The following is a 26,376-nucleotide window of genomic DNA, read 5'->3' on the forward strand; positions in this document are numbered from 1 at the left end:
TCAGTGTATTATTGAGTTGTGCTGTGTTAGAGGCTTTATATCTTTATTTTGTTGAATTCCATCCACCGGTTTGCGGTTTGAATCCAGTACTTGAGGAACTCTTGGCTTAGGAACTGATTGGAGAAATCATCAAACCGCTGAACGTGAATTCCTGTATAGTGCAGCCAAATTGCCAAACCACCATAAGGGATTAACCTTTTTTCTTCTTCTAATATGGAAGCAATTGACTCATAGCCTCGATAAAAAGCAGCTCTTTTCGCTTCAAAGCCTTCCTTGCTTGGCTCATTTCTGTAAAGCGTCATAAGGCTATAAGCAATGTCCAGGAACAACCATCCATTCCCGCAGTTGTCAAAGTCGAAAATGGTGATCTCGGAACCGTTTTTGACTTTCATGTTCTCATACCATAGGTCAAGGTGAACTATCCCATACCTTAGAGCCTTGGAATCTGCCTTTTCGAACTCAGAAGAAATGATGGAGTTCGCCCGCTCAAAATACTGCATTTCAGCGGAAGGCCCGGGAAAATGGCTTCTTGCAGACGCAAATGCCCAGCTGACAAGTGTGTTCGCGTCATAGTTTTCTCGCTTGACAGTTCTACCAATTGTCAGTTGATGCATCCTTGCCATAGTCACGCCAAGCTGGTAACTGACCTCTTCCGATGGCACTCTGACAGACTCCCCTTCGGCAAAGGAGAACAAAACCGCGAAGCGTTCTCCTTCAAAGGCTGTAATCCGGTTGATATAGTTGCCGTCACAGTCCTTTATGGGATAGGAGACCAAAATGCCGTTTTCATCGAGATACTCCAATAACTGCAGTTCTTCCCTTATCTCGCTTTCAGTTCGCCAGCCAAGGCAATAAACCCTCAGCACAAACTTCCCATCAGAGGTGGTAATCAAGTAGCTGTGATTTATACCGGTTTTCAGTATCCGGCAAGTAGTGTTTCGGTCAAATCCATAATGGTCGACAGCAAATCCTGCCAGATAATCCGGTGAAAGGATGGAGCTGATAGCTGGAGCGTACTTCATTCTATACTGTCTCTAACTAGTATAAATAATCGGCTACAACGCATCGCCGAACAACAACAGTTGGCCACTCGGAGCTGAATTAACGAATATACTGTATATCAAACAGATTGTAATAAAATGTCGTTTACCTTTCCTCTTTCCGGAGACAAGCCTGTATAAGGGGGCCCGTCGGGATACCCATTTTGTTTGGACTACCTTGTCCTGTGGCCGGATCGCAAGGCTACCTTTGCACTGAAATGAATGGCCATAAACTTTTGTTTTGGTGTGTCTTGAACGGTGTACCAGTGGGATTCCCGACTTCCTTTCTTCTAATGAAAGAGAAATAATTGGGAGCATTTGAATTGATTAACTCTCGCGGGTTCTCTTACACCAGTCGAACTGAGCAATTAGAGTCGAGTAGATGTAGCGTTGTTGTTCTTTATGGAACTTGTGACAAATAGAATTGTCAGGTAATCTTCTAAGAAAAAGACTGGTCCAAAACAACCAGGTAGTTCTTCAAGCAGACGAAATACCTTAGGGAGTTAACTAAGAGGAAAGAGAGTAGAAAGGCCTTAAAATCAATAAGTTTGTGTGCAAATTGCGCGCAAACAAAAAAGCCACTTAACGATTTAACTCGTAAGTGGCTGATTATTAAGCTCCCCCTCCTGGGCTCGAACCAGGGACCCCATGATTAACAGTCATGTGCTCTAACCAACTGAGCTAAGGAGGAATTTGGTAGGTCAATAACGGCTTTTCCGCTGATTGATGCTGCAATATTACGGCAGTTTTCGATAGGACGCAAGCCTGCTTCCAAAAAAAGTTTGCTACAAGTATAAGCTGCTGTAAATCAACTTCAAATTTTCAGTTCAAAATATACAGGATCGAGCCCGACATGGTGGTCTGGTACTGTTTTAAGCCATACGTAGCAGGCCCCGCCATTACATTACCCTGAAAGTTGAACTGTGAGCCGCAGCACGTATCCACAATAAACAGGTTCGACTGATCGACTTCTACCTGCGAGCAGGGTGCGGTAGGATCGTAAGGGCAGGCACGTTCAAAAGCAGTGTAAAGATTGGCGTTCTGGCGCACCAGCAGGATGCCCTTGTAGCCGCCCTCCAGGTATACGTAACCGCCATCCTGCCGCAATTCCGGGTATTGCAGGCTGCTCACGTTTATCTGAATGTTTACCGGCACATCGGGTATATAAGGGTTAATGCCGGTGTCTTTGCAGCCTGTAAAAACCAGAAACAGGAGCGACAGCGCTATCCATAGTTTACTCATAGGTATAAAATCCTTTACCTGACTTGCGGCCGTGGTGGCCTGCATCTACTTTTTGCTGCTGTATGCGGCTTGGCCTGAACTTGGCGTCATACTGAAAAGCCTCGAACATAGAGGTAGTAACAGCATAGTTGGTATCCACGCCAATCAGATCCATGAGCTCGAAAGGCCCCATTTTAAAGCCGCTGGCCTGCATCAGCTTGTCTATAGTCTGCATGTCGGCTACGTTTTCTTCCAGCAGCTTCAGGGCTTCAACATAAAAATGGCGCGCCACGCGGTTCACGATAAAGCCGGGCGAATCTTTGGCCATTACGGGTGTCTTATTCAGCTTCAGGGCCAGTTGCCGGACGGTTTCGGCCACTGCCGGAGAAGTAGCGGCGCCGGATATCACCTCCACCAGCTTCATCAGATGAGCCGGATTAAAGAAATGCATCCCTACCACACGCTCCGGGTTCGGCACAGGCGCCGCTATCCGGGTGATAGGGATAGAAGAAGTGTTGGAGGCAAGTATGGTGTTCGGGTGATTGATAGCGGCCAGTTCCTGAAAGATACTTTGCTTCACCTCCAGGCGCTCTACCACCGCCTCCACAATCACATCGCAGCATAGTTGCAGCGTATCGCCGGTAAACGTAAGGTTGGCGAGAGCGTTTTGCTTGTCCGCTTCGGTTAGTTTACCGCGTGCAATGCCCTTGTTTATACTTTCGGAGGTAGTGGTTTGCGCCTTCTGCAGCACCTGCTCATTTATATCGAACAGGATAGTTTTAAAACCAGCCAGCGCACAAATCTGCGCGATGCCCTGCCCCATGGTGCCCGCACCCACTATGCCGATTGTCTTTATCTCCTCCAAGGTCATTCTTTATTAAATTGATGAAGGTTATACTGCTGCCCGAACTGGTAAATTAAGGTTAAACCATGCTCTCTTTTATCGTCTTGAAAGATTCTCTCCAATTTGATTCGGAGCACCTGGCAGGAATAGGTAATAAGCTGATGCGCCTTGCTCACAAGATCCTGTCAGGATGACAGAAAAAAGAAAAGAACATCATTTCTATACTTCAACCTTTCAACAACACCACCATTCACTCATTCAAAACTAAATAACACCTTCAAACTGCCGCAGGAAGCGCACATCATTTTCGGTAAACAGGCGCAGGTCTTTTATCTGGTACTTGAGCATCGAAATGCGCTCGATACCCATGCCGAAGGCAAAACCTGAGTATTCCTGCGGATCGATGCCGCTGCTTTCCAATACGGCAGGGTCTACCATGCCGGAGCCGCCAATTTCTACCCAGCCGGTGCCTTTACAAATGTTACAGCCTTCGCCTTTGCAGATCAGGCAGGTGATATCTATTTCGGCGCTTGGCTCCGTGAACGGGAAAAACGACGGACGGAAACGCACCTGCGTGTCCTGACCAAACATCTCTTTGGCAAAATAATAAAGCGTCTGCTTGAGGTCGGCAAAGCTCACATCCTTGTTTACATACAAGCCCTCTACCTGGTGAAACACCATGTGTGCCCGCGCCGAAATGGCCTCGTTACGGTACACACGGCCGGGCATGATGCTGCGCAGTGGCGGTTTCTGATTTTCCATCAGGCGCACCTGCACCGTAGACGTATGAGTACGCAGCAGGTGCTGGCGGTCCGGGCTGAGAAAGAAGGTGTCCTGCATTTCGCGGGCCGGGTGGTTCTCCGGGAAGTTCAGTGCCGAGAAGTTATGCCAGTCGTCTTCCATCTCCGGCCCTTCAGACACGTTAAAGCCGATCCGCTCGAAAATGCGCACTATCTCGCGGCGCACCAGCGACAGCGGGTGGCGCGTGCCCAGTGTATTGGGTACTGGTGGCAGGCTGAAGTCGAAGGTTTGCTCGCCGGCATTGTTGGCTGCGGTGCTGGCTAATTGCTCCTGTGCCTGATCGAAGCGCTCCTGGGCCTGGTTCTTCAGGCCATTCAGCTCCTGGCCTACCTGGCGACGCTGCTCAGGCGCAACCTGCTTCATATCGTCAAACAGATCGGCAATACGGCCTTTGCGGCCCATGTATGCAATCCGGAACTGCTCCAATTCAGCCGCATTACCCAGTGGCGCGGTTGCTATTTCTTGTGCTATTTGTTGTATTTTCTCCACCATCATATGCAAAGATAATAAATTGCAGCTTTCAGCTTCATGCTCGTCAGCTTCCTAATGTATACTAAATAATTTTGAGGTGCTAAACAAGTATAATGGTAATCCTGCCCCATACCTGTTCCAATATCTCAAAGCTATTTAGCACCCATACTTTTACCTATACTTCGCAAACGCTGGAATGCCGGGTGCAGGTATAAACAGGGAGGGGAAACACCGATCCGGAGAGTTTCTGTTTTGGTTTACCGACGCAATCCTGCGGTTTACCGACTTTCTGCCAAGGCAAGCCTAATTGTTGTTGTGCAGCGGAACGTGTTGCTGTACTTTTAAATCAGAAATTAACACCTAAAAACATGGAAGATAACAATATGAAATCAACGGAAAAGTATGGCAACGGATGGGAGCACCCGCGCCGGAGAAGTAATGGCAGGGTGGCAGGAGGCCTGGTGCTGGTAATAGTAGGACTGGTCATCCTAGCTGTTAAAGTGCATGTTATTTTTCTGCCCCATTGGGTGTTTTCGTGGCAGATGTTCCTGATTGTGCTGGGCCTGTTCCTCGGATTCCGCCATGGCTTCCGCAGGCCAGGCTGGCTGGTGTTAATGCTGATCGGCTCTTATTTTCTGCTCAGCGACTTCTTTGAGGCTACCTTTAACCTGCACCTCTACTTCTGGCCTATTCTTATTATTTGTATCGGCCTCTGGATAATGCTGAAACCCAGGAGAGACTATCACCCCGGACAGTTCGGCCGTCGGACGAGAATGCCCGGCCCGCCGGATTTCGCGGGCCCCACAGCCTCCGGCAACTATAATAACCCTGCTACAGACAAAGATGTTTCTACAGAGGATTACGTGGATGCGACCACTATTTTCGGAGGCACGAAAAGAACCATCATCTCTAAGAATTTTAAAGGCGGCGAGATAGTAAGTGTATTCGGCGGCACCGAACTGAACCTGACGCAGGCAGACATACAGCACCCGGTTGTGCTGGAAACCACACAGATTTTTGGCGGCACCAGCCTGATTGTGCCGGCGCACTGGGAGGTAAAATCAGAAGTAACAGCCATCATGGGCGGTGTAGACGACAAGCGGCCTGTTATGCCGCATGGCTATGAACCAAATAAAGTCTTGGTGATTAAGGGGCTGACGTTATTTGGCGGCCTCAACATCAAGAACTATTAAATAAAAGGACACAAGTATCCGGGCATTAGACACAAGACTTTTCAAGTATAAAGTTATCGTTGTCAGTCGTTTGGATAGAAGGGCCGCTAACCGAAGTATAATTTAAATCGAACCTGTTACTTAAAGGGTAAAGAGCATGTCTTCTCTCCGCATCGAATGGGTTTACCTGGGATGGGCGCTGCTGTGGGCAATGGTGCAAACCATCGTACTCCGGCAGGCCGGCCTTAACCTGCCGATAGCTGCCTCGGATGCCCTGCTCACCAACCTGCTGCTGGCAGGAGGAGGCTATGCGGTAGGTACCGGCCTTCGCTTTTACCAGCCGGGTATCAAGCAAAGTGCTTACCTGCTGGGCTGGAGCCTGGGCCTGGCAGTTATCTGTACGGCCTTGTTCTTCTGGCTCACCCTGAAGCTTTTTAAAGGAGAGCTGGCCTACCTGGAACTGGTGGAGGCAACCATACTGGTGCGGGTGGCTTTTGCCTGGCTGACGCTGTTGTTGATGCTCCTCCTGAGCTGGTTATGGTTTTATAACCGTGCACAGCAGCAGGCCGAGGAGCGCAAAGCCGCCACCGAGAAAATGGTGCGAGAGGCCGAACTGTTTAACCTGCGCCAGCAACTGCAGCCGCACTTCCTTTTTAACAGCCTCAATTCCATCAGCGCCCTGGCCGGCGCCAGGCCAGAACAGGCGCGCAAAATGATTCAGCAGCTATCGGATTTTCTGCGGGGCACGCTGCGCAAAGACAACCAGCAACTGATGGCGCTGACCGATGAACTGCAACACCTGCAACTGTACCTGGAAATAGAGAAAGTGCGCTTCGGTCATCGTCTGAACACGGTTATAGATATGGAGGAAGCAAGTATGGCTATGCGCCTGCCTGCCCTGCTGCTGCAGCCGGTTGTTGAAAATGCCATCAAATTCGGACTCTATGACACAACGGGTGACACAACGATAAAACTCCGTGCCGGCGCTGAAGGCAATTATTTACTTATCAGCATCGAAAATCCTTATGATCCTGCTTCGCTGCGCCCGCAGCAGGGTACCGGCTTCGGGCTGGACTCCATCCGGCGACGGCTATACCTGCTGTATGCCCGGCACGACCTGCTGACTACTGCGCAGGAAGGCAACCTGTTTATCACCAACCTTAAAATTCCGCAAATCCCATGATTAAGTGCCTGATTATAGACGACGAACCGCTGGCCAGAAGCCTGGTGCAGGAATTCCTGCAACACCATCCGGATATTGAAGTGGTACAGGAGTGCAGCGATGGGTTTGAGGGGGTGAAAGCCATTATGCAGCACCAGCCCGATCTGATATTCCTGGACATCCAGATGCCCAGAATTACGGGCTTTGAGATGCTGGAACTGCTGGACACAGCGCCAGGCGTTATTTTCACGACTGCTTTTGATGCTTATGCTATCAAGGCGTTTGAGGCTAATGCAGTGGATTATTTACTGAAGCCGTTCAGCCAGGAGCGTTTTGATGCTGCCGTGAAAAAGTGGCTGATGCAGCGGAGCAATAAATCTGCAAATGCTGGCGGAAGTATGCCGCAGGAGGATGCGGTGCAGCAGCCCGAGGAACAGGTGCGCATTGTGGTAAAGGCCGGCAACGACATACGCATTATACCTGTGGGCGATGTGCTATACCTGGAGGCTTATGATGACTATGTAAAAGTACACACCGCCTCCGGCTACTTCCTGAAAAAGAAAACCATGGGCTATTACGAACATACTTTGAGCCCCACGCAGTTTGTAAGGGTGCACCGCTCCTTTATGATTGCCCTTTCTCAGCTCACCCGGATAGAGCCTTTCGAAAAAGACAGCCATGTGGCTTTGCTGAAGAATGGTGTGCGCGTACCGCTGAGTAAAACCGGATATAGCAGGCTGAAAGCGGTGTTGGGAATATAGCCGCAGCTAAGCTGCTACATAACTAAGTGCCAGTAGGTTATACAAGGCCCAAGGAGCCGTTTGGTTTGGTCAGGTAAAAACGCCTGTTAGGATATAAAAATGAGGCGCTTGGCTAATATCTCAGGAGATATGTACTGGAAACTTTGGCCATGAAAAATGTTTCCATAGTTTTGTGCGGATATTAAACTCATGAATACAAGCGAATTAACTGTAGCAGAAAGTAAAATTACCGAAGCGGCTTTTGAGCTATTCTGCCAGAAGGGCATCAAGAGCGTGTCGATGGATGACATTGCGCAGCACCTGGGCATGTCGAAGAAAACGATTTATAAATGGTTCGAAAACAAGGATAAGGTAGTGTATGCAGCCTGCTATACTTACCTGACAACGATAGAAGGCAGGTGTGAGAATATTACGGCAGCAGCTGATAATGCCATTGAAGAACTGCTGCACCTGATGGAACTGAATAAGCATGTTTTTACCAAAATTCATCCTTCCATCTTTCATGATCTGCAGAAGTACCACCGCACCAGTTGGGAGCTGTGGGTGAGCCACAAGAACAACTTTATACTACAGCATATCAGGCAGAACATTGCGCGCGGCATGCGGGAAGGGTTGTTCAGAAGCGATTTGGAAATAGACATTGTGGCCCGCCTGCGCCTGTCGATGATTGAAATGCCGTTTAACCCGGCGCTGTTTCCGCCGCACCAGTTTGATGTAACCAAAGTGCAGCTGGCCAGCCTGGGGCACTACATGCTAGGCATGGCCACCCTGAAAGGACATAAGATGATTAATGCTTACAAGCACATAACGGAAGAAGAATAACCCCCACTACCTACCTATCTGTAAAATTATGAAAAAGAATATTAGCCTGGTGCTGGCAGTTGTTGCCTGGCTGGGTGCCGTAAATGCCCGTGCGCAGGAGGTGCCGTCTTTCAGTCTAGGGCAAAGTATAGCGTATGCGCTGCAAAACAGGGCCAGTTTAAAAGCTGTGCGCAACCAGCAGCAAATCGACAAAGCCAAGATAGGCGAGATACGATCGATAGGCTTGCCGCAACTGAATGCCGCCGCAGAAGTAGGCAACAACTTTATCCAGCAAAAAACGCTTTTCGACCCCAGCGCTTTTGGCGGAGCACCTGCCACCCTGGACCCTTTTGTGATTACGCCGGAGCAACTCGCCTCCGGCCAGCCGATTACGCTTAATCCTACTTATACGACGCCGGAGCCGGAGCCCGGCAGCGGTTTGCAGGCGATAACGTTTGTGCAGCCATACACGGGCAGCCTCGCGGTAACCGGCAGCCAGTTGCTGTTCGATGGCTCTTACCTGATTGGCCTGAAAGCTGCTAAAACGTACGCCGAACTGTCGCAGAAGAGTGCGGTGCAGAGCGAGATAGACGTGGCAGAGCAGGTAAGCAAAGCCTATTACGGTGTACTCGTCAGCCGCGAGCGCATGGAACTGCTGAACCAGAACCTGGTACGGCTCGATACCCTGCTGAGCCAGACCCAGGTCATGTTCCGCAACGGCGTGGCGGAGAAGCTGGATGTGGATCGCCTGCGCGTATCGCTCAACAACCTGGTAGTGGAAAAGCAGAAAACAGCGCGCCTGCTGGAACTGAGCGAAAGTCTGCTCAAATTCCAGATGGGGCTGCCCCAGAACCAGCCAATCCAACTAACGGATGAGCTGCAGGAAGTAGAAGTGGAAGTGGCGAAGGTAAATCCGGCCAGTTTCAACTACAGCAGCCGCATTGAATATTCCCTGTTGGAAACGCAGCAGGAACTGGCCAACCTGGACCTGCGCAACAAGCGTTCGGGTTACCTGCCCAAGTTATACCTGAACGCCCGCTACGGCTACAACGGAGTGGGCAATACGCTCGGTGATGTGCTGAACGTGCGTGCAGGTGCCAACAACATGATCGACCGCAACTGGTTTGATTTCGGGTATGTGGGCGCCCAACTGCAGGTGCCGATTTTTGACGGCCTACGCAAACTCTACCAGATACAACAGGCCAAACTTACGCTGGAAAATACTAAGTATGGCTTTGAAACCCTGCGCCAGAGTATAGACCTGCAGCTAAAACAAGCATCCACTGACCTGACTAACTCGCTGGATGTGCTTAAGTCGCAGCAGGAAAACATGGAGCTGGCCCAGGAAATAGCCCGCGTCGCCAAGATAAAATTCCAGGAAGGCGTTGGCTCAAACCTGGAGGTGGTAACCGCCGAAACAGACCTGCGCCAGGCTCAGACCAATTATTACGCGGCCATCTACGACGCCCTCATCGCCAAAGTGAATCTTGACAAAGCTACCGGCACACTGCTATCTAAATAAAACTATCGGAAAACCATTTGCTCCTATCAAAATGAAAAGAATAACAGGAATCTCTTTTGTAGCCCTGCTGCTAAGTATGGCGGCCTGCAACAAAGGCACCGATAAAGCAACGCAACTGGCCCAACTTAAAGAGGAACAGGCAACTATACAAAATAAAATAGCAGATTTAGAGGCAGAACTAAAGGCCAATGGCAAAACGGTAGCGGTAGAAAAAAAGACAGTGCCGGTGTCGGTGGCCTCGCTGGAGCAGGATACGTTCCGCCATTACCTGGATGTGCAGGGCAAGGTTGATTTCGATAAGAATGTGCTGGTAAGCGCCAGAGTGCCCGGCGTGCTGACCAGCGTGCGCGTAGAGCCGGGCGATCGGGTGGCCAAAGGACAAACCATGGCCACGATTGATGCGCTGGTGCTGGAACAAAGTATAGCCGAACTGAGAACCCGCATGGAGCTGGCCAATATCGCCTATCAAAAACAGCAAAACCTCTGGAACCAGAAGATTGGCACCGAAATGCAGTACCTGACAGCCAAAAACAACAAAGAGGCGCTGGAGCGAAGCCTGGCAACCCTGCAGCAGCAGCGCGAGCAGTATAACATCAAAGCCCCCATCAGCGGCGTGGTAGACGAGGTGATACCTAATGCGGGCGAGGCTGTAGCGCCCGGCATCGGCATTATCCGGGTGGTAAACACCCAGGGCAGCAAAATTGTGGCGGAAGTATCGGAGGCATACCTCTCAAAAATCAGCAAAGGCGATGAGGCCACGGTATACTTCCCTGATCTGGATAAAGAAATAGCCGCAACGGTGGATGTAGTGAGCCAGGTCATTAACCCCACCAGCCGCACTTTTACCGTGGAGCTTCGCCTGAAAGACAGACAGGATATAGCGTTACGCCCGAACCTGGTGGCGGTGGTGCAAATCCAGGATTATAAAAAAGAAGGCACGATGGTGGTGCCTGTTAACCTGGTGCAGCAGGACGGAAATTCCGCTTATGTGTATGTGGCCCGGAAAGACGGCGGCCGCTACGTGGCCGAAAAGCGCGAGGTGAAAACCGGAATGACTTACAAAGGCCAGGTAGAGGTACTGAGCGGGCTTTCGGCCGGAGATCAGGTGATTACGGCCGGCTACCTGAACCTGAACGACGGACAACCTGTGGTATTTGACCAGCCTGCCAAACTAAGCCAGAAGTAACCTGCTAAAGTATAAAACTATGAAACAGTTTAAGCCAACCAACTGGGCCATCGATAACAGAACAAGTATCTACATCATCACTGTTATTCTGGCTATTGCGGGTATATTTTCTTATGTCAATCTTCAGAAAGAGAACTTCCCCGACATTGTAATTCCAACCATTTTCGTGGGCACGGTATACCCCGGCACCTCACCTTCCGATATGGAGAACCTCGTGACTCGGCCCATCGAGAAAGAGATAAAAGCTATCTCAGGCGTGAAAAAAGTAACTTCCAACTCGGTGCAGGACTTCTCGATGATTACAGTGGAGTTTAATACAGACGTGGAGGTAGCTGAAGCCAAACAGCAGGTGAAAGATGCGGTAGACAAAGCCCGCGCCGATTTGCCCACCGACCTCGACCAGGAACCCGACGTGCAGGAGATTAATTTCTCCGAATTTCCAATCATGTATGTGAACGTATCAGGCAACTATAGCCTGGGCCAGTTGAAGAAGTATGCCGAGGATTTGCAGGATCGGATTGAAGCAGAACCTGAAATTACCCGTGTGGATATGATTGGCGCGCTGGACAAGGAAATCCAGGTGAATGTAGACCTGTATAAAGCGCAGGCCTCTAAAGTTACCCTGGGCGATATTGAGCGCGCTATTGCCTACGAGAACATGACTATCTCGGGCGGCAACATTACGGTAGGCGAGATGAAACGTTCGGTGCGTGTGGTAGGCCAATACGCAGACCCCAACCGGATTGGCGACATTGTGGTAAAATCCTTGTCAGGGGCCAATATCCAGTTAAAAGACATTGCCGAGGTAAAAGAAGGCTTTGAGGAGCAGGAAAGTTTCGCCCGCCTGGATCACAAGCCCGTAATCACGCTCAACGTCATCAAGCGAAGCGGCGAGAACCTGATCGAAGCGTCCGATAAAATACGTGAGACGGTGGAGGAAATGAAAGGCACGGTACTGCCGAACGATCTCAAGATTACCATCACCGGCGATCAGTCTACCATGACGCGCCATACTTTGGATGATCTGATCAACACTATTATCATCGGCTTTATACTGGTAACCATCATCCTCATGTTTTTTATGGGCACCACCAACGCACTGTTTGTGGGCCTGTCAGTGCCGATTTCGATGTTCCTGGCGTTTATTGTTATGCCAATACTGGGATTCTCACTGAACATGATTGTGCTCTTCTCGTTTCTGCTGGCCCTGGGCATTGTGGTGGATGATGCCATCGTTGTGATCGAAAACACGCACCGGATCTTTCATAACTCAAATTTAAGCGTGGTGAAATCAGCGAAGGTGGCCGCAGGAGAAGTGTTTGTGCCGGTGCTGGCGGGTACGCTCACCACGGTAGCGCCGTTTTTGCCGCTTGCTTTCTGGCCAGGCATTGTGGGCAAGTTCATGTTCTTTCTGCCTATTACGCTGATCATCACGCTGCTGTCGTCACTGGTCGTGGCCTTTATCATCAACCCGGTATTTGCCGTATCCTTCATGAAAAAAGAACATGAAACCACGGTGTCTCCAAAAGCGCGCCGCAGGTTCCTTGTTCTGAACATACTCGCGATAGTTGTAGCAGCCGCTTGTTACCTGGCAGGCTGGTTCGGCACCGCCAACGTCATCCTGCTGGTAGTGGTGCTGATAGCGCTGAATAAGTATGTGTTTACGCGGATGATCAACAGCTTTCAACGCAACGTGCTGCCTCGCTTCATGAACGGGTATGAGCGCCTGCTGCGCTGGATGCTGGTGGGCTGGCGGCCCGTGTGGGTTTTTGGAGGCATTATCGTGCTGCTGCTTTTCTCAGTGTTTCTCACCGCCGTACGTCCGCCGCAGGTGGTGTTCTTTCCACAGTCTGACCCTAACTTCGTGTATACTTACATCAACCTGCCTGTGGGCACCGACCAGGCAGTAACGGATTCTGTTACCAAAGTGGTGGAAAGGCGCATTTACAAGGTAATTGGCGAAAATAATCCGGATGTGGAATCCGTTATTTCGAATGTAGCCATTGGCGCAGGCGACCAGAACGAGCGCAGCGTAACGCCGCAGTCGCACAAGGGCAAGGTAACGGTGGCTTTTGTAGAGTTTATGGATCGCACCGGTGACACGCCAAGCAGCGCTTACCTGACCCAAATCCGGGAGGCAGTGAAAGGAATCCCCGGCGTCGATATTACGGTTGACAAAGAACAAAGCGGCCCGCCGGTGGGCAAACCTATCAGCGTGGAGATTTCGGGTGAAGATTTTCCAGGCCTTATCGCTTTGTCGAAGCAGGTGGAGCAGTATATCGATCAGCAAAACATTGCCGGTATCGAGGAACTGCGCTCTGACCTGGAAGACAGCAAGCCGGAAATTACCATCAACATAGACCGCGAGCGTGCCAACCGCGAGGGCATCAGCACCGGCCAGATTGGCAGTGAAATCAGAACAGCTATTTTTGGAAAAGAGGCTTCTAAATTCAAGCGCGACGAAGATGAATACCCGATACAAATCCGCTATGCGGAACCCTACCGCGACAACATCGATGCCCTGCTGGACATGCGCATTACGTACCGCGATATGAACTCGGGGCTGATTCGCCAGATTCCGCTATCCTCTGTGGCCAGCATAGACTATACTACCTCATATGGCGGCATTAAGCGCAAAAACCTGAAACGCATGATTACACTGGAGTCTAATGTACTGGCGGATTACAATGCCAACGAGGTAGTGCAACAGATTGAAAGTTCTCTGGAAAACTTCCAAACGCCTGAAGGTTTTGAAGTGAAGATGGGCGGACAGCAGGAGGAGCAGCAGGAAACAGCGCAGTTTTTGCTCATTGCCCTGGTGGCAGCTTTCTGCATCATCTTCCTAATCCTGGTAACGCAGTTTAACTCGCTGTCCAAACCGTTTATCATACTTTCTGAAGTACTTTTTAGCATTATCGGTGTGCTGCTGGGCTTTTCTATTTTCCGGATGGATGCTTCTATTGTAATGACGGGCGTGGGTATTGTGGCGCTTGCCGGTATTGTTGTAAAAAACGGCATACTGATTGTGGAGTTTACGGATGTGCTGCTGGCAGAAGGCAAGGAGCTGAAGGAGGCGATTGTAGAGGCAGGCAAAACGCGCCTGAACCCTGTGCTGCTTACGGCTACCGCCACCATACTTGGCCTGGTACCGCTGGCACTGGGCATTAACCTGAACTTTTATACTTTATTTACTGAGTTTGCGCCGCACTTTTTTATGGGCGGCAACAGTGCTGCCTTCTGGGGACCGCTGGCCTGGACAATTATTTTCGGCCTGGGATTTGCTACGGTGGTAACGCTTCTGATAGTGCCGGTCATGTACCTGCTCAACGAGAAGCTGAAAGACAGACTTATCGGCAAAAAGGAAAGGGCAGCAGCGCTTCAGCTAAAGCAGGAGCAACTGCCCCTAAACGGAAAAGTTAGAGAATACACCATTTAAACTTATGCTTACTACTACAACCAACGCGATTGAAACGGAGGTTATCCGTATCATCAGCAAAACCAAGGAGATACAGCCAGACCGCTTAAAAGCGCACAAGCGCCTGTCGCAGGACTTTGGCTTCGATACGTTAGATCTGGTGGACATTATCCTGAAACTGGAGAAGAAATTCCATATCACCATTCCGGATGAGGTGCCGATTGACACCGTAGGCGATTTACTCAATTTTGTGGCCACCCATACTTACCACAAGGCGGGGTAGGGATTTTTACAAAAAAGTATAAAAAAGGGAGAGCGAAACAACTATGTCTCGCTCTCCCTTTTTATGTAGTAGCCAGCTGGTCCGCAATGAGTTACCTCTCCCGGTCAGGCGATTCTGCAAAAGCCTGGTGTATTGTTAACTTCCACGCAGTATTGTGGCAGGGCAGCTGCCTGTCAGTTGCCATTTAAGGTTATTTGTCACAAAAGCGAGTAAACGGCTCTGATGGCGGGTATTGGCAACAGCAACTATGGCAGACCTATACCTGCAGCCTCCGGCTTGCCGGGCTTTATTTCCAGTATTATTTAAGGACGCGAATTAAGAATGGCCGGGTGCAGGTGTGGTAACCCGGGCGGATAATGAGGGTAACAGATACAGTATAATTTCTCTATAGCAACAGGTTAATAGACCGAGATACGAAATGCTTTCAGCTTTTTGTCCAGATTTCTGGCGTCGCCGGAAATTTTATCGAGCAGCGCCCAGAAGCGCGGTCCGTGGTTTTTCTCTACTGTATGCGCCAGTTCATGCAGGATAACGTAATCGCAGAGAGCATCGGGCAGGCGCATCAAATGTAAGTTCAGGTTGATGTTGTTGGTCTCTGAACAGCTGCCCCACCGCGATTTGGCATTCTTGATGAACACATTGCCATACGTGAAGCCAAACTTTCTGGCAAAATAAGCCACGCGCTGCGGCAGGTACTCCTTGGCCTCATGGCGGTACGCCTCCTCAATCGACTTGCGGATAAATTTCTGAATGCTGGCGTCGCGCACATTTTTATGCGCAGGGTAAAATACGTTGATGTAACCATCCTGCAGCACGGAGCGCATGGTATACTGGGCATGCGTCAGCAGGCGCAGTGTATGGCTTCTGGTGCTAAACTCCGTGGCGTGGTCGTACACCGTTACCTTTTCCTCATGCTGCTGCATAAGGGCCTGGTTTTCTTTAATCCAGTCGGCTTTGGTGTAGATGAGTTGTTCCGCCTTCTCAAAACTGATGTGCGGTGGTACTGCTACGCGCACTCCTTTAAGCGGGCGCACGCTAATGGTAAGGCGCTTTGCCTTGTCGCTGCGCTCTATCAGTACCTTGCCTATTCCGTCGATTTGCAAATTGACAGAAGTTAATCGTAAAGATGATGTATACACTCGGGCTAAAAGTTAAAATACAAATTTAAGTGGTCAAATATAGAGAATAAATTAGTTATAAAGCTATAGATGGCAGGTGTTTTTTCTTAAAATATTTTAAATTATTGCATTCAAATTGTACTATATTTTAAATACAAGAATATTTATTGGAATATTATTATTTATGGCGAATACTATAATAAATACAAAAACCAGCACAGGCAGATTATAGTTCATCCGCTGCACTGGTTTTTGTATTTATATATTTCCTAGCGTATGTTTCCGCCGGTTGGCCCGTCGTCGTTGGTGTTTTTAGGCATACGGCTGCTATCTGTGGTGGCAGCGCGCAGGGTGGCTTCATTGGTGTTGGTCGCGGTACCTTTGTCGTTTTCGTCGGTAGCATGGCCCTGGGAGGTGTGTTTGCCCATGGGCTTGCCTTCTTCTCCTTCCTGCCGGCTGCCAGGCCCGCCTGCCGCGGGGTTCGGGTCGTTACGGTTTCTGTCGCTTACTTGGCGGTACTGCGCGCCTATGTGTTTGTCCGGAATACGGCCTGTTTTCAGGTCGCCTTTGGTGTCTTCTGCTGTTTTTCCCCAGTCTTTTTTGTTTGCTTCCATTTTAGTGAGGGTTAACTATACATCTGTTTTCGTTTGAATTTGCACCGCACCCTCTGTCGTATCGCTATACTTGGGCGTGCCGAATGAGGGATCAGCGTTGTGCGTGGCATCAGGCTGCGTGCTTTCAGGCTCCTGTACGGGTATAGGCCGCGTGGCTTCCCACTCTTTATATTTATCCAGTTCGGATTTAATACTGGACATAAACCATGCCAGCAGCGTTGCGTCGTCGAGCAGGCCCACTACCGGGATAATGTCCGGGATTAAGTCCAGGGGCATGATAAAGTAAATAATCACGGCAACGCCGCCCACCAGCGAAGTTGTGGGAATACCCTTATACTCACCCGAGGTAGCCGCTTTTATCATTCGCGACAGCAACTGCAGGCTTTCCCAGGCTTCGGCAGCCAGAGCGCCCACGCTTTGCTTGGCAGTGGCTTTCTTAAATGCTTCGTTCAGCAGCGAAGCTATCTGTGAGGGATGTTTGAGGTACTTCTCGGCTTTGTTCAGGATGCTTTTAAATAAAGGGCTGTCAGCAATGCTTTTGCCTTCTGGTCTTTGGTTTTCCATACTTATCAGGTACGTGCTTAAGGGTGTTACATTATATTTGCGCATAAAGCGCCTGCTCATCCGGTGTTTCAGGCACCATATGGCAGTACCCTGCTATACTTGCTGACAGTAAAATTGTTGTGCACAGGCTATAAAACAAAAGCCCCGCAGGGCAACTGCGGGGCTTTTGTTTTATAAACGGCAGGTTGCTACATCACGCGGCCTGCCGCATAAAAATTATTGCGGTAAAACGATTCTTTCAGAGAACTTACCCGCACGCCGCCATTGGTAGCCGCATGTATAAACTTGTTGTTTTTGAGATAAATGCCCACATGGAAAATAGGCTCTTTCGGGCTTCGGCGGAAAAACACCAAGTCGCCGGTACGCATTTTGTCGCGCTTAACGCGGTGCACATCTGCAAACATAGAGCGGGAACTGCGGCTCAGGTCAATGCCGTACACCTCGCGGTAAATTCTGGAAACAAAGCCCGAGCAGTCGGTGCCGCTTTTTGAACTGCTGCCATAGCGGTAAGGAGTACCGAGCCATTTGGCTGCAGTCTGTACCAGGCGTTTGTTTTTGTTGGTGTCAAAATGCAGGCCGAGCCTTCTGGAATAAAAGCCTTCTTCTACTTCTGCCTTCGGAGCTACAGGCGCAGGATCGGGCAGTTTCAGTTCAAGGGCCTTTACCACGTCCTCCGGCGAATGGATGGTGTAAGGAGTAATTGTTGGCGCCAGCGCAACTGGTTCAGGCGTTGCCGACTTAGCCGGCGCAATTTCGTAGAAGTACGACAAGGCCAGCGACAGCACGGCAAGGACACTCAGCGTAATGTGTTTTGTCATGGGGTTTAGCTTGTTTGCAGCCTGCCAAAGCAGGCCAACAGTTTCACCTTATACTTGGCTGCAACAACCGGGAATTGCATTTAATTGCCGGACTGCTGCATACACAACATGTACCGCTTTAATGGCAGCGCGCAAAGATAAGCGCAATAGTCCAAATTGCCAAACAAAATTAAGCTGGGGTTGGCCTGGAAAAATATGGTATCTGCTTAGATAAAAGGCTTTTCGCTGGTTAAGGTGCCGGCTGCGTATTTGGAGGATAAATAAAAGTACAATTCCTGGAGAATTGACTATGGAATATAAAATTGTAGAACGCTCTTTCTTTGCCCGTATTGCACGCATGGTGCTCAAAAGTAAAAACGTAGCCATGGTGCTGGGCAAAAGTATTCATCTGAGTGGTGTGAGCCGCGAAACTTTCCTGAAAGACGAAGGCTGGCTGGCACACGAACTATGCCATATCCGGCAGTTCCGGGAGCATGGCTATTTTCGGTTTCTGTGGCTGTACCTGCGGGAGTCGATGCGGGTAGGGTACTATAACAACAAGTATGAAGTGGAAGCGCGCGTGGCCGGCATGAAGCACCGCCGGCACATGAACCCTGCCGGCAAAGCTGCCGGCGCCATCGATCCCTCCGGCCTGCCCTTCCCTATCGACAGTAAAAAAGATGAGTGACCCGCGCCTGCAGTGGGCGGCCTTTACCGCTTATCTGCGGGCCGCCCGCCTGGAGCTGTTTTTAACAATGTGGCTACCCAAGACGTTATATAATAGTAACTCATGTTTAACCACAAAACAAACTTAAAATGTCTGATAAATTAAAAGGAAAGAAAGTGGCCGTACTGGTAGAAGAAGGATTTGAACAGGTAGAACTTACCAAACCCATGCAGGCGCTGAAAGATGCCGGCGCGGAGGCGGACATCATCTCTCCAAACAAAAACAGTGAAATAAAAGCCTGGAACCATACCGACTGGGGCGATAAATTTAAAGTAGATAAGAAACTGAGCGACGTAAAAGCAGAGGATTATAATGCCTTGCTGCTGCCCGGCGGCGTAATGAACCCGGATAAACTACGTGCCAACAAAGATGCAGTAAGCTTTGTAAACAAGTTTATGGAAGCCGGAAAGCCCGTTGCCGCTATCTGCCACGGTCCCTGGACGCTGATTGAAACCGGCAAAGTACAAGGTAAAAAGATGACCAGCTATCCGAGCCTGCAAACCGATCTCAAAAATGCCGGCGCGGATTGGGTTGACCAGGAAGTAGTGGTAGACAAGGGGCTGGTAACTAGCCGGAATCCGGATGACATTCCGGCGTTCAATAAAAAAATGGTTGAAGAGTTTGCCGAAGGCAGGCACAACAGATAACCTGTACTATAGCAAGTATAAAAGCGGCCTGCCGGAAATTATCCGGCAGGCCGCTTTTATACCTGGCGCTCATATTTGCTTCTTCTTTGCTTTTACATCAATATAGCTGATGACAGCGGACGGCTTTATACTTTGCATAGCATGGATTAGGTTCCCAGGCAAAAGTGATCAGGGTGCTTACGGCGTGGCCACAATGTTGAGCCCGATATTTACCTCCGGGTAAATGGTTTGGTTCCCCAGCGATTCGTCGGAACGGTACACGAGGCCCCATTTGGTGCGATCGAGGTTAAAGTTGGCCCTGGCATGCAGCAGGTTATCTTCAAACGTAACTCTGGCCGGGAAAGACACGCTTTTAGTCTGCCCTTTAATGCTGAGGTTGCCCGTAATGCGGTGTGTCGGATTTCCGACGTGCCGTTCGTCATACTTGCGGGTGGCGGCCTGCTGCCCTGAACTGTCTATCGGCACAACGGCCGTTAATTCGAAAACAGCAGCAGGATAATGTTCTACGTCGAAAAAATCAGCGGATCGCAGCTGCCTGGTGAGCTTCGCATTGGTTTCGGCATCAATGCCTTTGTCGTCGGAGCGCAGGGCCGCCATGTTCAGCACAATGGTGCCGCCTGCTAATAACTTCTTATTCCTGTATAGCTTGCCACTCTGTATATAAAACCTGCCATTGTGCCGCCCGGTCATTTTGGCGCCTATCCATGTTATCTCGCTTTTAGCTGTATCTATTGTCAATGTATCCAGCGGTGCCATCGTTATTTTCTTTTCAAATACAGCGTCGCTTATTACAGCCTCGTCTGTTTTTATAGTGGTATCGCAGGCAGAAGCGATAAATAGCAGCAAGGCGGAGTTAAAACTATAGAAAAGGTGCCGGGCGCTGTAACGCATGGTGTAATATTTTGAGGTGAACTGCCTGAGCTGAAACAGGGCTTTACCTGAAAGGTACGCTATAGCTGCTAAAAATGATATAACTGCGGCAATTTGCAGAAGTATGGCAAGAGATACCATCCACAACAGGTAAACAAAACCAAAGTAACAGAAAAGGCAGGATAACGGCTTGGTATGGCATCAGAACAAATCTGATTCGGATAGAAGTATGATTCAGATGCAGCCCCCTTTCTATCAGCTGTTTATAAATTTTTACCGGCTATACTTCTGTTTTTGGAATGCTTGTTTTGCGCGGGTACTTGGTATTCTGCAAATGCTAAAATTATTCAGTTTTTAGCTCGTCTGTTAAGAGAATGTTAAGAAAGAAGGCTGTATTTAACAGGTACTTAACAATAAATCGTGGATAAGTATGGGTAATAAACAAAGTTGTCCACATTTGGCTGCGGCCCGGGAAGGCGAAATAATGCAGCAGGCGGCACCTGTTTTTACTTATCCACTTTGCTAAACTGCCCTGCTAAACATCTTAGCTTTTGTATTGTTTTCTGTTGTCTCAGATGGCCTGTTCAGGGGTGCGCTGCCGGACGGAATTCCTGCTTTCTGCTGCAACATCGGAAAATAAACAAGTGCTGCAATTTATTTTTGCTGTAGCTGCCGCAGCTTTAAACCTAAGCTGCGGCAGGCCTGTTAAATTTGTGCTATGTTAAAAATTGCCTGGTCTGATATCTTTGCCCACAGCCTGCCCGCCGGTCACCGCTTCCCGATGGAGAAGTATGATCTGCTGCCGGAGCAACTGCTCTATGAAGGCACCATTACCACAGAAAACCTGTTTGCGCCGGAGCCGCTGCCGGAGCAGTTTATACTCGATACCCACGACGCCACCTACTGGCAGCGCCTGCGCGACCTGCAACTAACACCCTCAGAAGTACGCAAAACGGGCTTTCCGCATTCTGAAGAATTGATAAAGCGGGAAATGGTGATTATGAACGGCACCTTGCAGGCTACAGAGTTTGCGCTGGCACATGGCATCGGGATGAATATTGCCGGCGGCACGCACCACGCGTTCACCGACAGGGGCGAAGGTTTTTGCCTGCTCAACGACATTGCCATTGCCGCCAATTACCTGCTCAGGTATAAAGGTATCCATAAAATCCTGGTCGTGGATCTGGACGTACACCAGGGCAACGGCACCGCGCAGATCTTCCGGCAGGAGCCACGGGTATTCACTTTCAGCATGCACGCCGGCCACAACTATCCGTTTCACAAAGAAACCTCTGATCTGGACATACCGCTGGCCGCTGGCACCGACGACAAAACTTACATGGCTATACTAAAGGAAACACTGCCGCGCCTGTTGGACGAACAACAGCCAGAATTCGTGTTTTTCCAGTCGGGGGTGGATGTGCTGGCTACAGACAAACTGGGCAAACTAGGCATGACGATAGCCGGCTGCAAAGCCCGCGACCGCCTGGTGCTGGAATTATGCCGGAAGAACAATTTGCCGGTGACGGTAAGTATGGGCGGCGGTTACTCCAGGCAGATTGCGCACATCGTGGAGGCGCATGCCAACACATTCCGGCTGGCGCAGCAGCTATACTTCTGAGTTAGAGTGTTAAATAGTTAGCGGATCAAAAAACAGCAAATAAATGGTTGTGAAATTATCTCATTCTTCGGTGGTGCGTTCGTCAGCGTCGCGCTTTTTGCCGCGAAGTATAAGACGAAGTATAAAGTAGACAACAGGCGCCAGTGCCAGCACCAGTATAAAGAAAATAGCCACTTTCAGCACCTTTATGAAAAGGGAAATGGCAAGGGCGGAAAGCAGTATGGAGACAGCGAAGAGCGCCCAGGATTTAATGTTGTATTTAGCCATTACAGAATGTTGGGAAGGTGATTTATAAACCTGTGGCTGGCGCTGCAGCGTTTTTATGAGTCCTGGTTTGCTGAAATTATACTTTATACCGAAGTAAAATGTTAATTCCTGAGCAGCACCAACTGCCATCGGAAGGCCCACATCCAGCGCAGCGTATACTTGCTGATACCGGCCCGCTGCACCAGTTGCTCCAAATCCTGCCTGCTAAAGGCACGCCACACCGAAAGCGGGGCATCGTGCTGCACCAGGTGTGAGCCGGATAAAACGATGGTGATATACTTAATGGAATAGTAAGCAAACCAGTGGCGGTGCAGGTCGTTGATGATAACGGCCAGTTGCGCTTGCCGGTACAGCTGGCTGAACATGTGTACCAACTGCGCATCGGTGAAATGGTGGCAAAAAAGGCTGCACACCACCACATCATACTGCTGCTGTGCAAACGCTTCCGAAAAAACATCATACTGCGCCATGCTTATTTCGGGGAAGGCAGCACAGCGTTGCCGGGCATACGCTACCATAAAAGCATTCGCATCCACCCCTGTCAGCTCTACGGCTATACCTTTGCGCCGTGCCCAGCCGGCAATGCTTTTGAGCGTATCGCCACCGCCGCAGCCAATATCGGCAATGCGCAGCGGCTGGTTTTTATACTTTGCTGTCAACTTATTAAGCGCGTCAAGCACTACTTTGTGCCCGCCCAGCCAGTTATTAATCACCTCCAGTTCCTGCAGGTTGCGGCGCAGCTCCTCACCCGACAGGGTCAGGTCATCCATGAGCTCCCGCTGATTAGACCGATTTTGCAGCATCCGCATAATGCACTTTCAGTAACATTGATTCCAGGGTAAGACCGGGCCCGAAGGCAAAGCTCAGCACGGGCTCATTTTTGTCTTTAATAGTCAAATCTGCCATCAGTTCCTTCAGTACAAACAGTACCGTGGCCGACGACATATTGCCAAACTCGCGCAGCACCTGGTAAGCAAATTTGTTGTTCTCGCGCGTTATGCCCAATTCTTGCTCAATTACCTCCAGTATGCGCCGTCCGCCGGGGTGTATGGCAAACAGACTAATTTCGTCAATAGTCATTTTAAGCCCCTGCAGCAGCCGGTCGGTCAGCTCTTTGATGCCTTTTTTGATGAGATCAGGTACGTACGACGAGAGTGTCATTTCAAAGCCGGTGTCGCCGATGTGCCAGGCCATCTCGCGCTTACCGGCCGGTGCCAGGTCGCAGTGGAACGACTGCAATTCCAGACTCACTTCCGGGCATGGCGCTCCCTGCATCAGCACGGCGGCGGCCCCATCGCCAAACAAGGCATTCGACACCAGGTGATCCTGCTCGGTATACTTCTGGAAATGGATGGTGCATATTTCGGTACAGACCAGCATCACCCTGGCCGCCGGGTCAGCTTTGCAAATAGCATCGGCCAGCTTAATGGCGTTAAAAGCGGCATAGCAACCCATAAAATTCACAGCAGTGCGCTGCACGGTAGTTGGTAATCCGAGTCGTTCAACCAGCTCTATATCCAGGCCGGGCGCATACATGCCGGTGCAGCTCACTGTAATCAGGTGCGTCAGCTCAGAGAGGAGAGGGCCGGAAATCCGGGACAGGCAGTTTCGCACGGCTTCCTCCGAGAGGTCTACGGCGTAATGCCGGTATAAGTCCATGCGCTGCTGCACTGTCGGGAAAGGCTCCAGTGTAGGTGTGTTGGGAAAGAAAGTGAACTCACCATTTCGCCGGGTATAGTCTTCCAGTACGCTGTAGCGCTGGCCGATGCCTGACACGCGGTACAGGGCTTTCAGTTTGCGGGTGTCGCGCGCATCAAATTGCAGCGCCGCCGCCATAAAATCCGCAATCTGCATCTGCGGTACTTTGTGTGGCGGGTTGGCCGTGCCGATGGCGCATATGTAGCTCTTCATACCTGGTGTGTCGTGTTGCGTTGATTATGTTTCGGGGAAATGCAAGTAACTGATAAACCGCAAAAGTAAGCAATGGTTATATCGGAGAGATTGATTGTCGTCAGGCACCTTACACCTTAGCAGCGCTAAACACGAAATACGACAAACGAAACACCTTCCTAACTACGCAAGCAACTGCTTATTAGATATAAGCAACGGCAGCAAGGCTGTCAGAAAGGGAGCCCATGGGTCTGGCGCATGATGAGGCGTACCGCCGGTGGCATAAACCGCAAAGCGCCCACCGCCATTTCCGAAAGTATAGGGCTGCCGAAAAGCTGCTGCACGGTGCGGCCCACCCGCAGGCGGTTTTCAAACTGCTGCCGCCAGGCACGGCTGTAATTCTCTTCCAACTGCGGCCGGTTTCGGCCATTATCAAAGTAGCGCAGCACCTGCTCCGAGGCTATTTTACCCGAATGCATCGCCATCGCCATGCCGTTGCCGCAAAGGGGCGTAATCATGCCTGCTGCGTCGCCGCACATCAGCATATGGTTTTCGATGCAGGTTTTGGTGGCGAACGATATCTCGTTTATCACTTCCGGCTGCCTGTACAAAAATTCTGCCTCTTCAAAAATATCGCGCAGGTGCGGGTTGCGGTATAGTATGGCCTGCTCCATACCTGGTATACTGCCGTGCTTTCTTAAATTCCGGCGCGTAGTGAGATAACAGAAACAATAACGCCCGTTTTCGATGGCCGAGATGCCGGCATAACCATCCCTGAAATTGTGCAGCGCAATCAGGTCCTTCGGAAAATCATACTTGATATGGTACTTTACGCCAATATAAGGAGAGCGGGCCCGGAAGAAGCGGCGGTTTAGCTGGCGGTCAAGGTTGGCGCGTTTGCCGTATGCGCCGAGCACGACGCTGGCTTTCACCGTGTCGCCACCAGACAGCTGAAGCGCAAAAGCATCATCGGTAAAAGTTACCTCCTGTACCGTTTGCTGTAGTATAAAGCGTACACCCTGCTGCTGTGCCTGCTGGTAAAGGAAATTATCAAACGTATAGCGGCTGATGCCAAAGCCGCCCAGGTCTAGGGCAGCGTGCAGGGTACTGCCGGAAGGTGAACTGAGCATAAAGCGGTTGATATGTGCAGGTTGCAGTGTGGCCGGATCGGCGCCAAGCGTCCGCAGCCAGGGCAGCACTTCGTTAGATACATACTCGCCGCACACCCGATGAAAGGGGTATCGCTTTTTTTCGACCAGCACCACAGCACGGCCCGCCCTGGCCAATGCCATGGCGCTTACCAGCCCGGCCAGTCCACCGCCGATTATTGCTACATCAGTCAATATAAGTTTGATTTAGTTACGAAAAATGCGCAAAATTTATTTTTATATTTTGATGATTATTAATTTTGTGCTTTGCCGGGAAAAGTATCATTTTATACTTTAAAAATATTGTGGCTGGCACCTTCGTGCCTGTATTTGCTTTCTGACTTAATCTAATCTGAACAAAGGGCAGTGTAAGTTTATGAATTCCTTTGATTTATGCGGCATAAAGCATGAACAAATTACAGGCACAACCGTTTTATAAATCAAACGACTCTTGTTTAATATTGAAAATGAATTTAAATACCTTATATGAAACAATTTATACTTTCGGTGTGCATGTGTATGGCTGTGCTTACGGCAACAGCGCAGGCCCGGCCGCCTGTGGTGGGGCAGGTAACACAGGCAGATAAAGAAAAACCGCTCAGTGTAGAACAGGTAGACCAGGATATCTCTATTTACCCTAACCCCAGTGAGGGCATATTTACTATTTCGGTTTCTAATTTAAGCGCTCATACAGCAGATTTACGCATCTTGAATGTAATTGGCAACGAAATCCTGCACGAGAAACTGACGCGCGGCGAAGGGCAGTTTGCTAAAACCATAGACCTGAGTAACCTTGCAAAAGGCCTGTACTATGTGAAACTCGAAACGGACAACTTCAGCGCTGTCCGGCGGGTTATCATTAAATAACTTAAAGCAGCTATTTTCAGGCGGCAGCTTCCGGTAAGGGGCTGCCGCTTTTTTGTTATACATGGCACAACCCTTCTAATCCGGCCACCGCCATGCAGGCAACTTAAAGCAACCGCCATTTTATGGTTTGTTTGCATCCGGCAGGGCTCCGTGTGGCTGCTTTATTCTTCCGGCAGAATGGCCCTGGAGACATAACCCGTAAAGGCAGCAGTGTCTTTCCGGATACGTGCTTTTACAAAAATAGCATTCGAGGAGGTGTCCAGTACTTGTATAAGCTGGGTGGTATCGAAATGGACAAGCGGCATGCCTTCAAAACTGGGGCGGCTGTACAACTGGCCGTTGATAAGCGACCTGGTAACCAGCAGCACATCGGCCGGCAACGGCGGCGCTACGCCTGCCTCACTGGCATCCGTTGCCGCCGAGCTGGTATACTCTGCAACATTCCTGTTCCGGTTGCAACTCACAGCCAGGGTTAAAGCGACAAGCATACTGGCAAGCAAAAGGACTTTCATGGGCAACAATTAGGTAGTTCCTTATATATAAATATAGGGGTGTGGCGTAAGAAAG

26 protein-coding genes and 1 tRNA gene are annotated in these 26,376 nt (G+C 50.0%); 12 read left to right on the forward strand and 15 right to left on the reverse strand.

All coding sequences use genetic code 11. From position 1 onward, the window contains the following. Window positions 1-35: 35 nt before the first annotated feature. The 5 genes from I2I11_RS00055 to pheS form a co-directional block, all read right to left on the reverse strand. Complete coding sequence (locus I2I11_RS00055; RefSeq protein WP_196265631.1) at window positions 36-1,022, reverse strand: phosphotransferase; 987 nt, start codon at window positions 1,020-1,022, stop codon at window positions 36-38. A 635-nt stretch (window positions 1,023-1,657) separates the two neighbouring features. Next, window positions 1,658-1,731: transfer RNA gene (locus I2I11_RS00060), tRNA-Asn, on the reverse strand. A gap of 131 nt (window positions 1,732-1,862) precedes the next feature. Further along, window positions 1,863-2,282 carry a Rieske (2Fe-2S) protein gene (locus I2I11_RS00065; RefSeq protein ID WP_230679806.1) on the reverse strand — a complete coding sequence of 140 codons (420 nt, stop codon included), beginning with the start codon at window positions 2,280-2,282 and terminating at the stop codon, window positions 1,863-1,865. Continuing rightward, window positions 2,275-3,132 carry a 3-hydroxyacyl-CoA dehydrogenase family protein gene (locus tag I2I11_RS00070; protein WP_196265632.1) on the reverse strand — a complete coding sequence of 286 codons (858 nt, stop codon included), beginning with the start codon at window positions 3,130-3,132 and terminating at the stop codon, window positions 2,275-2,277. Before I2I11_RS00070 ends, I2I11_RS00065 begins: the two co-directional genes overlap by 8 nt. 237 nt (window positions 3,133-3,369) lie before the next feature. Then, a complete protein-coding gene (gene pheS, locus I2I11_RS00075) occupies window positions 3,370-4,398 on the reverse strand; it encodes a phenylalanine--tRNA ligase subunit alpha (RefSeq protein WP_196266429.1) in 1,029 nt (342 codons plus the stop codon). 347 nt (window positions 4,399-4,745) lie between these two features. Between pheS and I2I11_RS00080 the strand changes: the two genes are divergently transcribed. The 8 genes from I2I11_RS00080 (at window position 4,746) to I2I11_RS00115 (ending at window position 14,679) form a co-directional block, all read left to right on the forward strand. Next, entirely contained in the window at window positions 4,746-5,570 is an 825-nt protein-coding gene (locus I2I11_RS00080) for a LiaF transmembrane domain-containing protein (RefSeq protein ID WP_196265633.1), read from the forward strand. 136 nt (window positions 5,571-5,706) lie between these two features. Then, window positions 5,707-6,732: a sensor histidine kinase gene (locus I2I11_RS00085; RefSeq protein ID WP_196265634.1), complete on the forward strand. Its 1,026-nt coding sequence runs from the start codon at window positions 5,707-5,709 to the stop codon at window positions 6,730-6,732. Next, a complete protein-coding gene (locus tag I2I11_RS00090; protein WP_196265635.1) occupies window positions 6,729-7,472 on the forward strand; it encodes a LytR/AlgR family response regulator transcription factor in 744 nt (247 codons plus the stop codon). The genes I2I11_RS00085 and I2I11_RS00090 overlap by 4 nt, the downstream gene beginning before the upstream one ends. A 189-nt stretch (window positions 7,473-7,661) precedes the next feature. After that, window positions 7,662-8,294: a TetR/AcrR family transcriptional regulator gene (locus I2I11_RS00095; RefSeq protein WP_196265636.1), complete on the forward strand. Its 633-nt coding sequence runs from the start codon at window positions 7,662-7,664 to the stop codon at window positions 8,292-8,294. 28 nt (window positions 8,295-8,322) lie between these two features. Then, window positions 8,323-9,795, forward strand: coding sequence for a TolC family protein (locus tag I2I11_RS00100; RefSeq protein ID WP_196265637.1), 1,473 nt, complete (start codon window positions 8,323-8,325; stop codon window positions 9,793-9,795). A 31-nt stretch (window positions 9,796-9,826) separates the two neighbouring features. After that, window positions 9,827-10,981 carry an efflux RND transporter periplasmic adaptor subunit gene (locus I2I11_RS00105; RefSeq protein ID WP_196265638.1) on the forward strand — a complete coding sequence of 385 codons (1,155 nt, stop codon included), beginning with the start codon at window positions 9,827-9,829 and terminating at the stop codon, window positions 10,979-10,981. Window positions 10,982-11,000: 19 nt separating this feature from the next. Further along, entirely contained in the window at window positions 11,001-14,417 is a 3,417-nt protein-coding gene (locus I2I11_RS00110) for an efflux RND transporter permease subunit (protein WP_196265639.1), read from the forward strand. Window positions 14,418-14,421: 4 nt separating this feature from the next. Beyond that, window positions 14,422-14,679, forward strand: coding sequence for an acyl carrier protein (locus tag I2I11_RS00115; protein WP_196265640.1), 258 nt, complete (start codon window positions 14,422-14,424; stop codon window positions 14,677-14,679). A gap of 398 nt (window positions 14,680-15,077) precedes the next feature. Here the strand turns inward: I2I11_RS00115 and I2I11_RS00120 are convergent, their stop codons facing one another. The 4 genes from I2I11_RS00120 to I2I11_RS00135 form a co-directional block, all read right to left on the reverse strand. Then, window positions 15,078-15,782 (reverse strand): M48 family metallopeptidase, encoded by a 705-nt coding sequence (locus tag I2I11_RS00120; protein WP_230679807.1) that lies wholly within the window; start codon window positions 15,780-15,782, stop codon window positions 15,078-15,080. A 284-nt stretch (window positions 15,783-16,066) separates the two neighbouring features. Continuing rightward, window positions 16,067-16,411 carry a hypothetical protein gene (locus I2I11_RS00125; protein WP_196265642.1) on the reverse strand — a complete coding sequence of 115 codons (345 nt, stop codon included), beginning with the start codon at window positions 16,409-16,411 and terminating at the stop codon, window positions 16,067-16,069. Between the two features lie 15 nt (window positions 16,412-16,426). Continuing rightward, on the reverse strand, window positions 16,427-16,975 hold the full coding sequence (locus I2I11_RS00130; protein WP_230679808.1) for a YkvA family protein: 549 nt from the start codon (window positions 16,973-16,975) through the stop codon (window positions 16,427-16,429). Window positions 16,976-17,163: 188 nt separating this feature from the next. After that, window positions 17,164-17,793: a C40 family peptidase gene (locus I2I11_RS00135; protein WP_196265644.1), complete on the reverse strand. Its 630-nt coding sequence runs from the start codon at window positions 17,791-17,793 to the stop codon at window positions 17,164-17,166. 289 nt (window positions 17,794-18,082) lie between these two features. Here I2I11_RS00135 and I2I11_RS00140 point away from each other — a divergent pair, with 289 nt between their 5' ends. After that, window positions 18,083-18,460, forward strand: a complete 378-nt coding sequence (locus tag I2I11_RS00140) for a hypothetical protein (protein ID WP_196265645.1) — start codon at window positions 18,083-18,085, stop codon at window positions 18,458-18,460. Window positions 18,461-18,588: 128 nt separating this feature from the next. Further along, window positions 18,589-19,146: a type 1 glutamine amidotransferase domain-containing protein gene (locus tag I2I11_RS00145; RefSeq protein ID WP_196265646.1), complete on the forward strand. Its 558-nt coding sequence runs from the start codon at window positions 18,589-18,591 to the stop codon at window positions 19,144-19,146. A gap of 177 nt (window positions 19,147-19,323) precedes the next feature. On the opposite strand, the gene I2I11_RS00150 is transcribed toward I2I11_RS00145, so the two are convergent. Beyond that, window positions 19,324-20,037, reverse strand: a complete 714-nt coding sequence (locus I2I11_RS00150; protein WP_196265647.1) for a YceI family protein — start codon at window positions 20,035-20,037, stop codon at window positions 19,324-19,326. Window positions 20,038-20,734: 697 nt separating this feature from the next. On the opposite strand from I2I11_RS00150, the gene I2I11_RS00155 reads away from it, so the two are divergent. Beyond that, window positions 20,735-21,637, forward strand: a complete 903-nt coding sequence (locus tag I2I11_RS00155) for a histone deacetylase family protein (protein WP_196265648.1) — start codon at window positions 20,735-20,737, stop codon at window positions 21,635-21,637. A gap of 60 nt (window positions 21,638-21,697) precedes the next feature. Here the strand turns inward: I2I11_RS00155 and I2I11_RS00160 are convergent, their stop codons facing one another. The 4 genes from I2I11_RS00160 to I2I11_RS00175 form a co-directional block, all read right to left on the reverse strand. Beyond that, window positions 21,698-21,904 (reverse strand): hypothetical protein, encoded by a 207-nt coding sequence (locus I2I11_RS00160; protein ID WP_196265649.1) that lies wholly within the window; start codon window positions 21,902-21,904, stop codon window positions 21,698-21,700. A gap of 101 nt (window positions 21,905-22,005) precedes the next feature. Beyond that, entirely contained in the window at window positions 22,006-22,674 is a 669-nt protein-coding gene (locus I2I11_RS00165) for a methyltransferase domain-containing protein (RefSeq protein ID WP_230679809.1), read from the reverse strand. A gap of 13 nt (window positions 22,675-22,687) precedes the next feature. Next, window positions 22,688-23,815: a type III polyketide synthase gene (locus tag I2I11_RS00170; RefSeq protein ID WP_196265651.1), complete on the reverse strand. Its 1,128-nt coding sequence runs from the start codon at window positions 23,813-23,815 to the stop codon at window positions 22,688-22,690. 209 nt (window positions 23,816-24,024) lie between these two features. Next, window positions 24,025-25,137 (reverse strand): NAD(P)/FAD-dependent oxidoreductase, encoded by a 1,113-nt coding sequence (locus I2I11_RS00175; RefSeq protein WP_196265652.1) that lies wholly within the window; start codon window positions 25,135-25,137, stop codon window positions 24,025-24,027. A gap of 291 nt (window positions 25,138-25,428) precedes the next feature. Between I2I11_RS00175 and I2I11_RS00180 the strand changes: the two genes are divergently transcribed. Beyond that, complete coding sequence (locus I2I11_RS00180) at window positions 25,429-25,809, forward strand: T9SS type A sorting domain-containing protein (protein WP_196265653.1); 381 nt, start codon at window positions 25,429-25,431, stop codon at window positions 25,807-25,809. A 161-nt stretch (window positions 25,810-25,970) separates the two neighbouring features. On the opposite strand, the gene I2I11_RS00185 is transcribed toward I2I11_RS00180, so the two are convergent. Further along, a complete protein-coding gene (locus tag I2I11_RS00185; protein ID WP_230679810.1) occupies window positions 25,971-26,321 on the reverse strand; it encodes a hypothetical protein in 351 nt (116 codons plus the stop codon). Window positions 26,322-26,376 lie beyond the last annotated feature (55 nt).

This window comes from Pontibacter rufus (genome assembly GCF_015694705.1).
GTDB classification, from domain to species: domain Bacteria; phylum Bacteroidota; class Bacteroidia; order Cytophagales; family Hymenobacteraceae; genus Pontibacter; species Pontibacter rufus.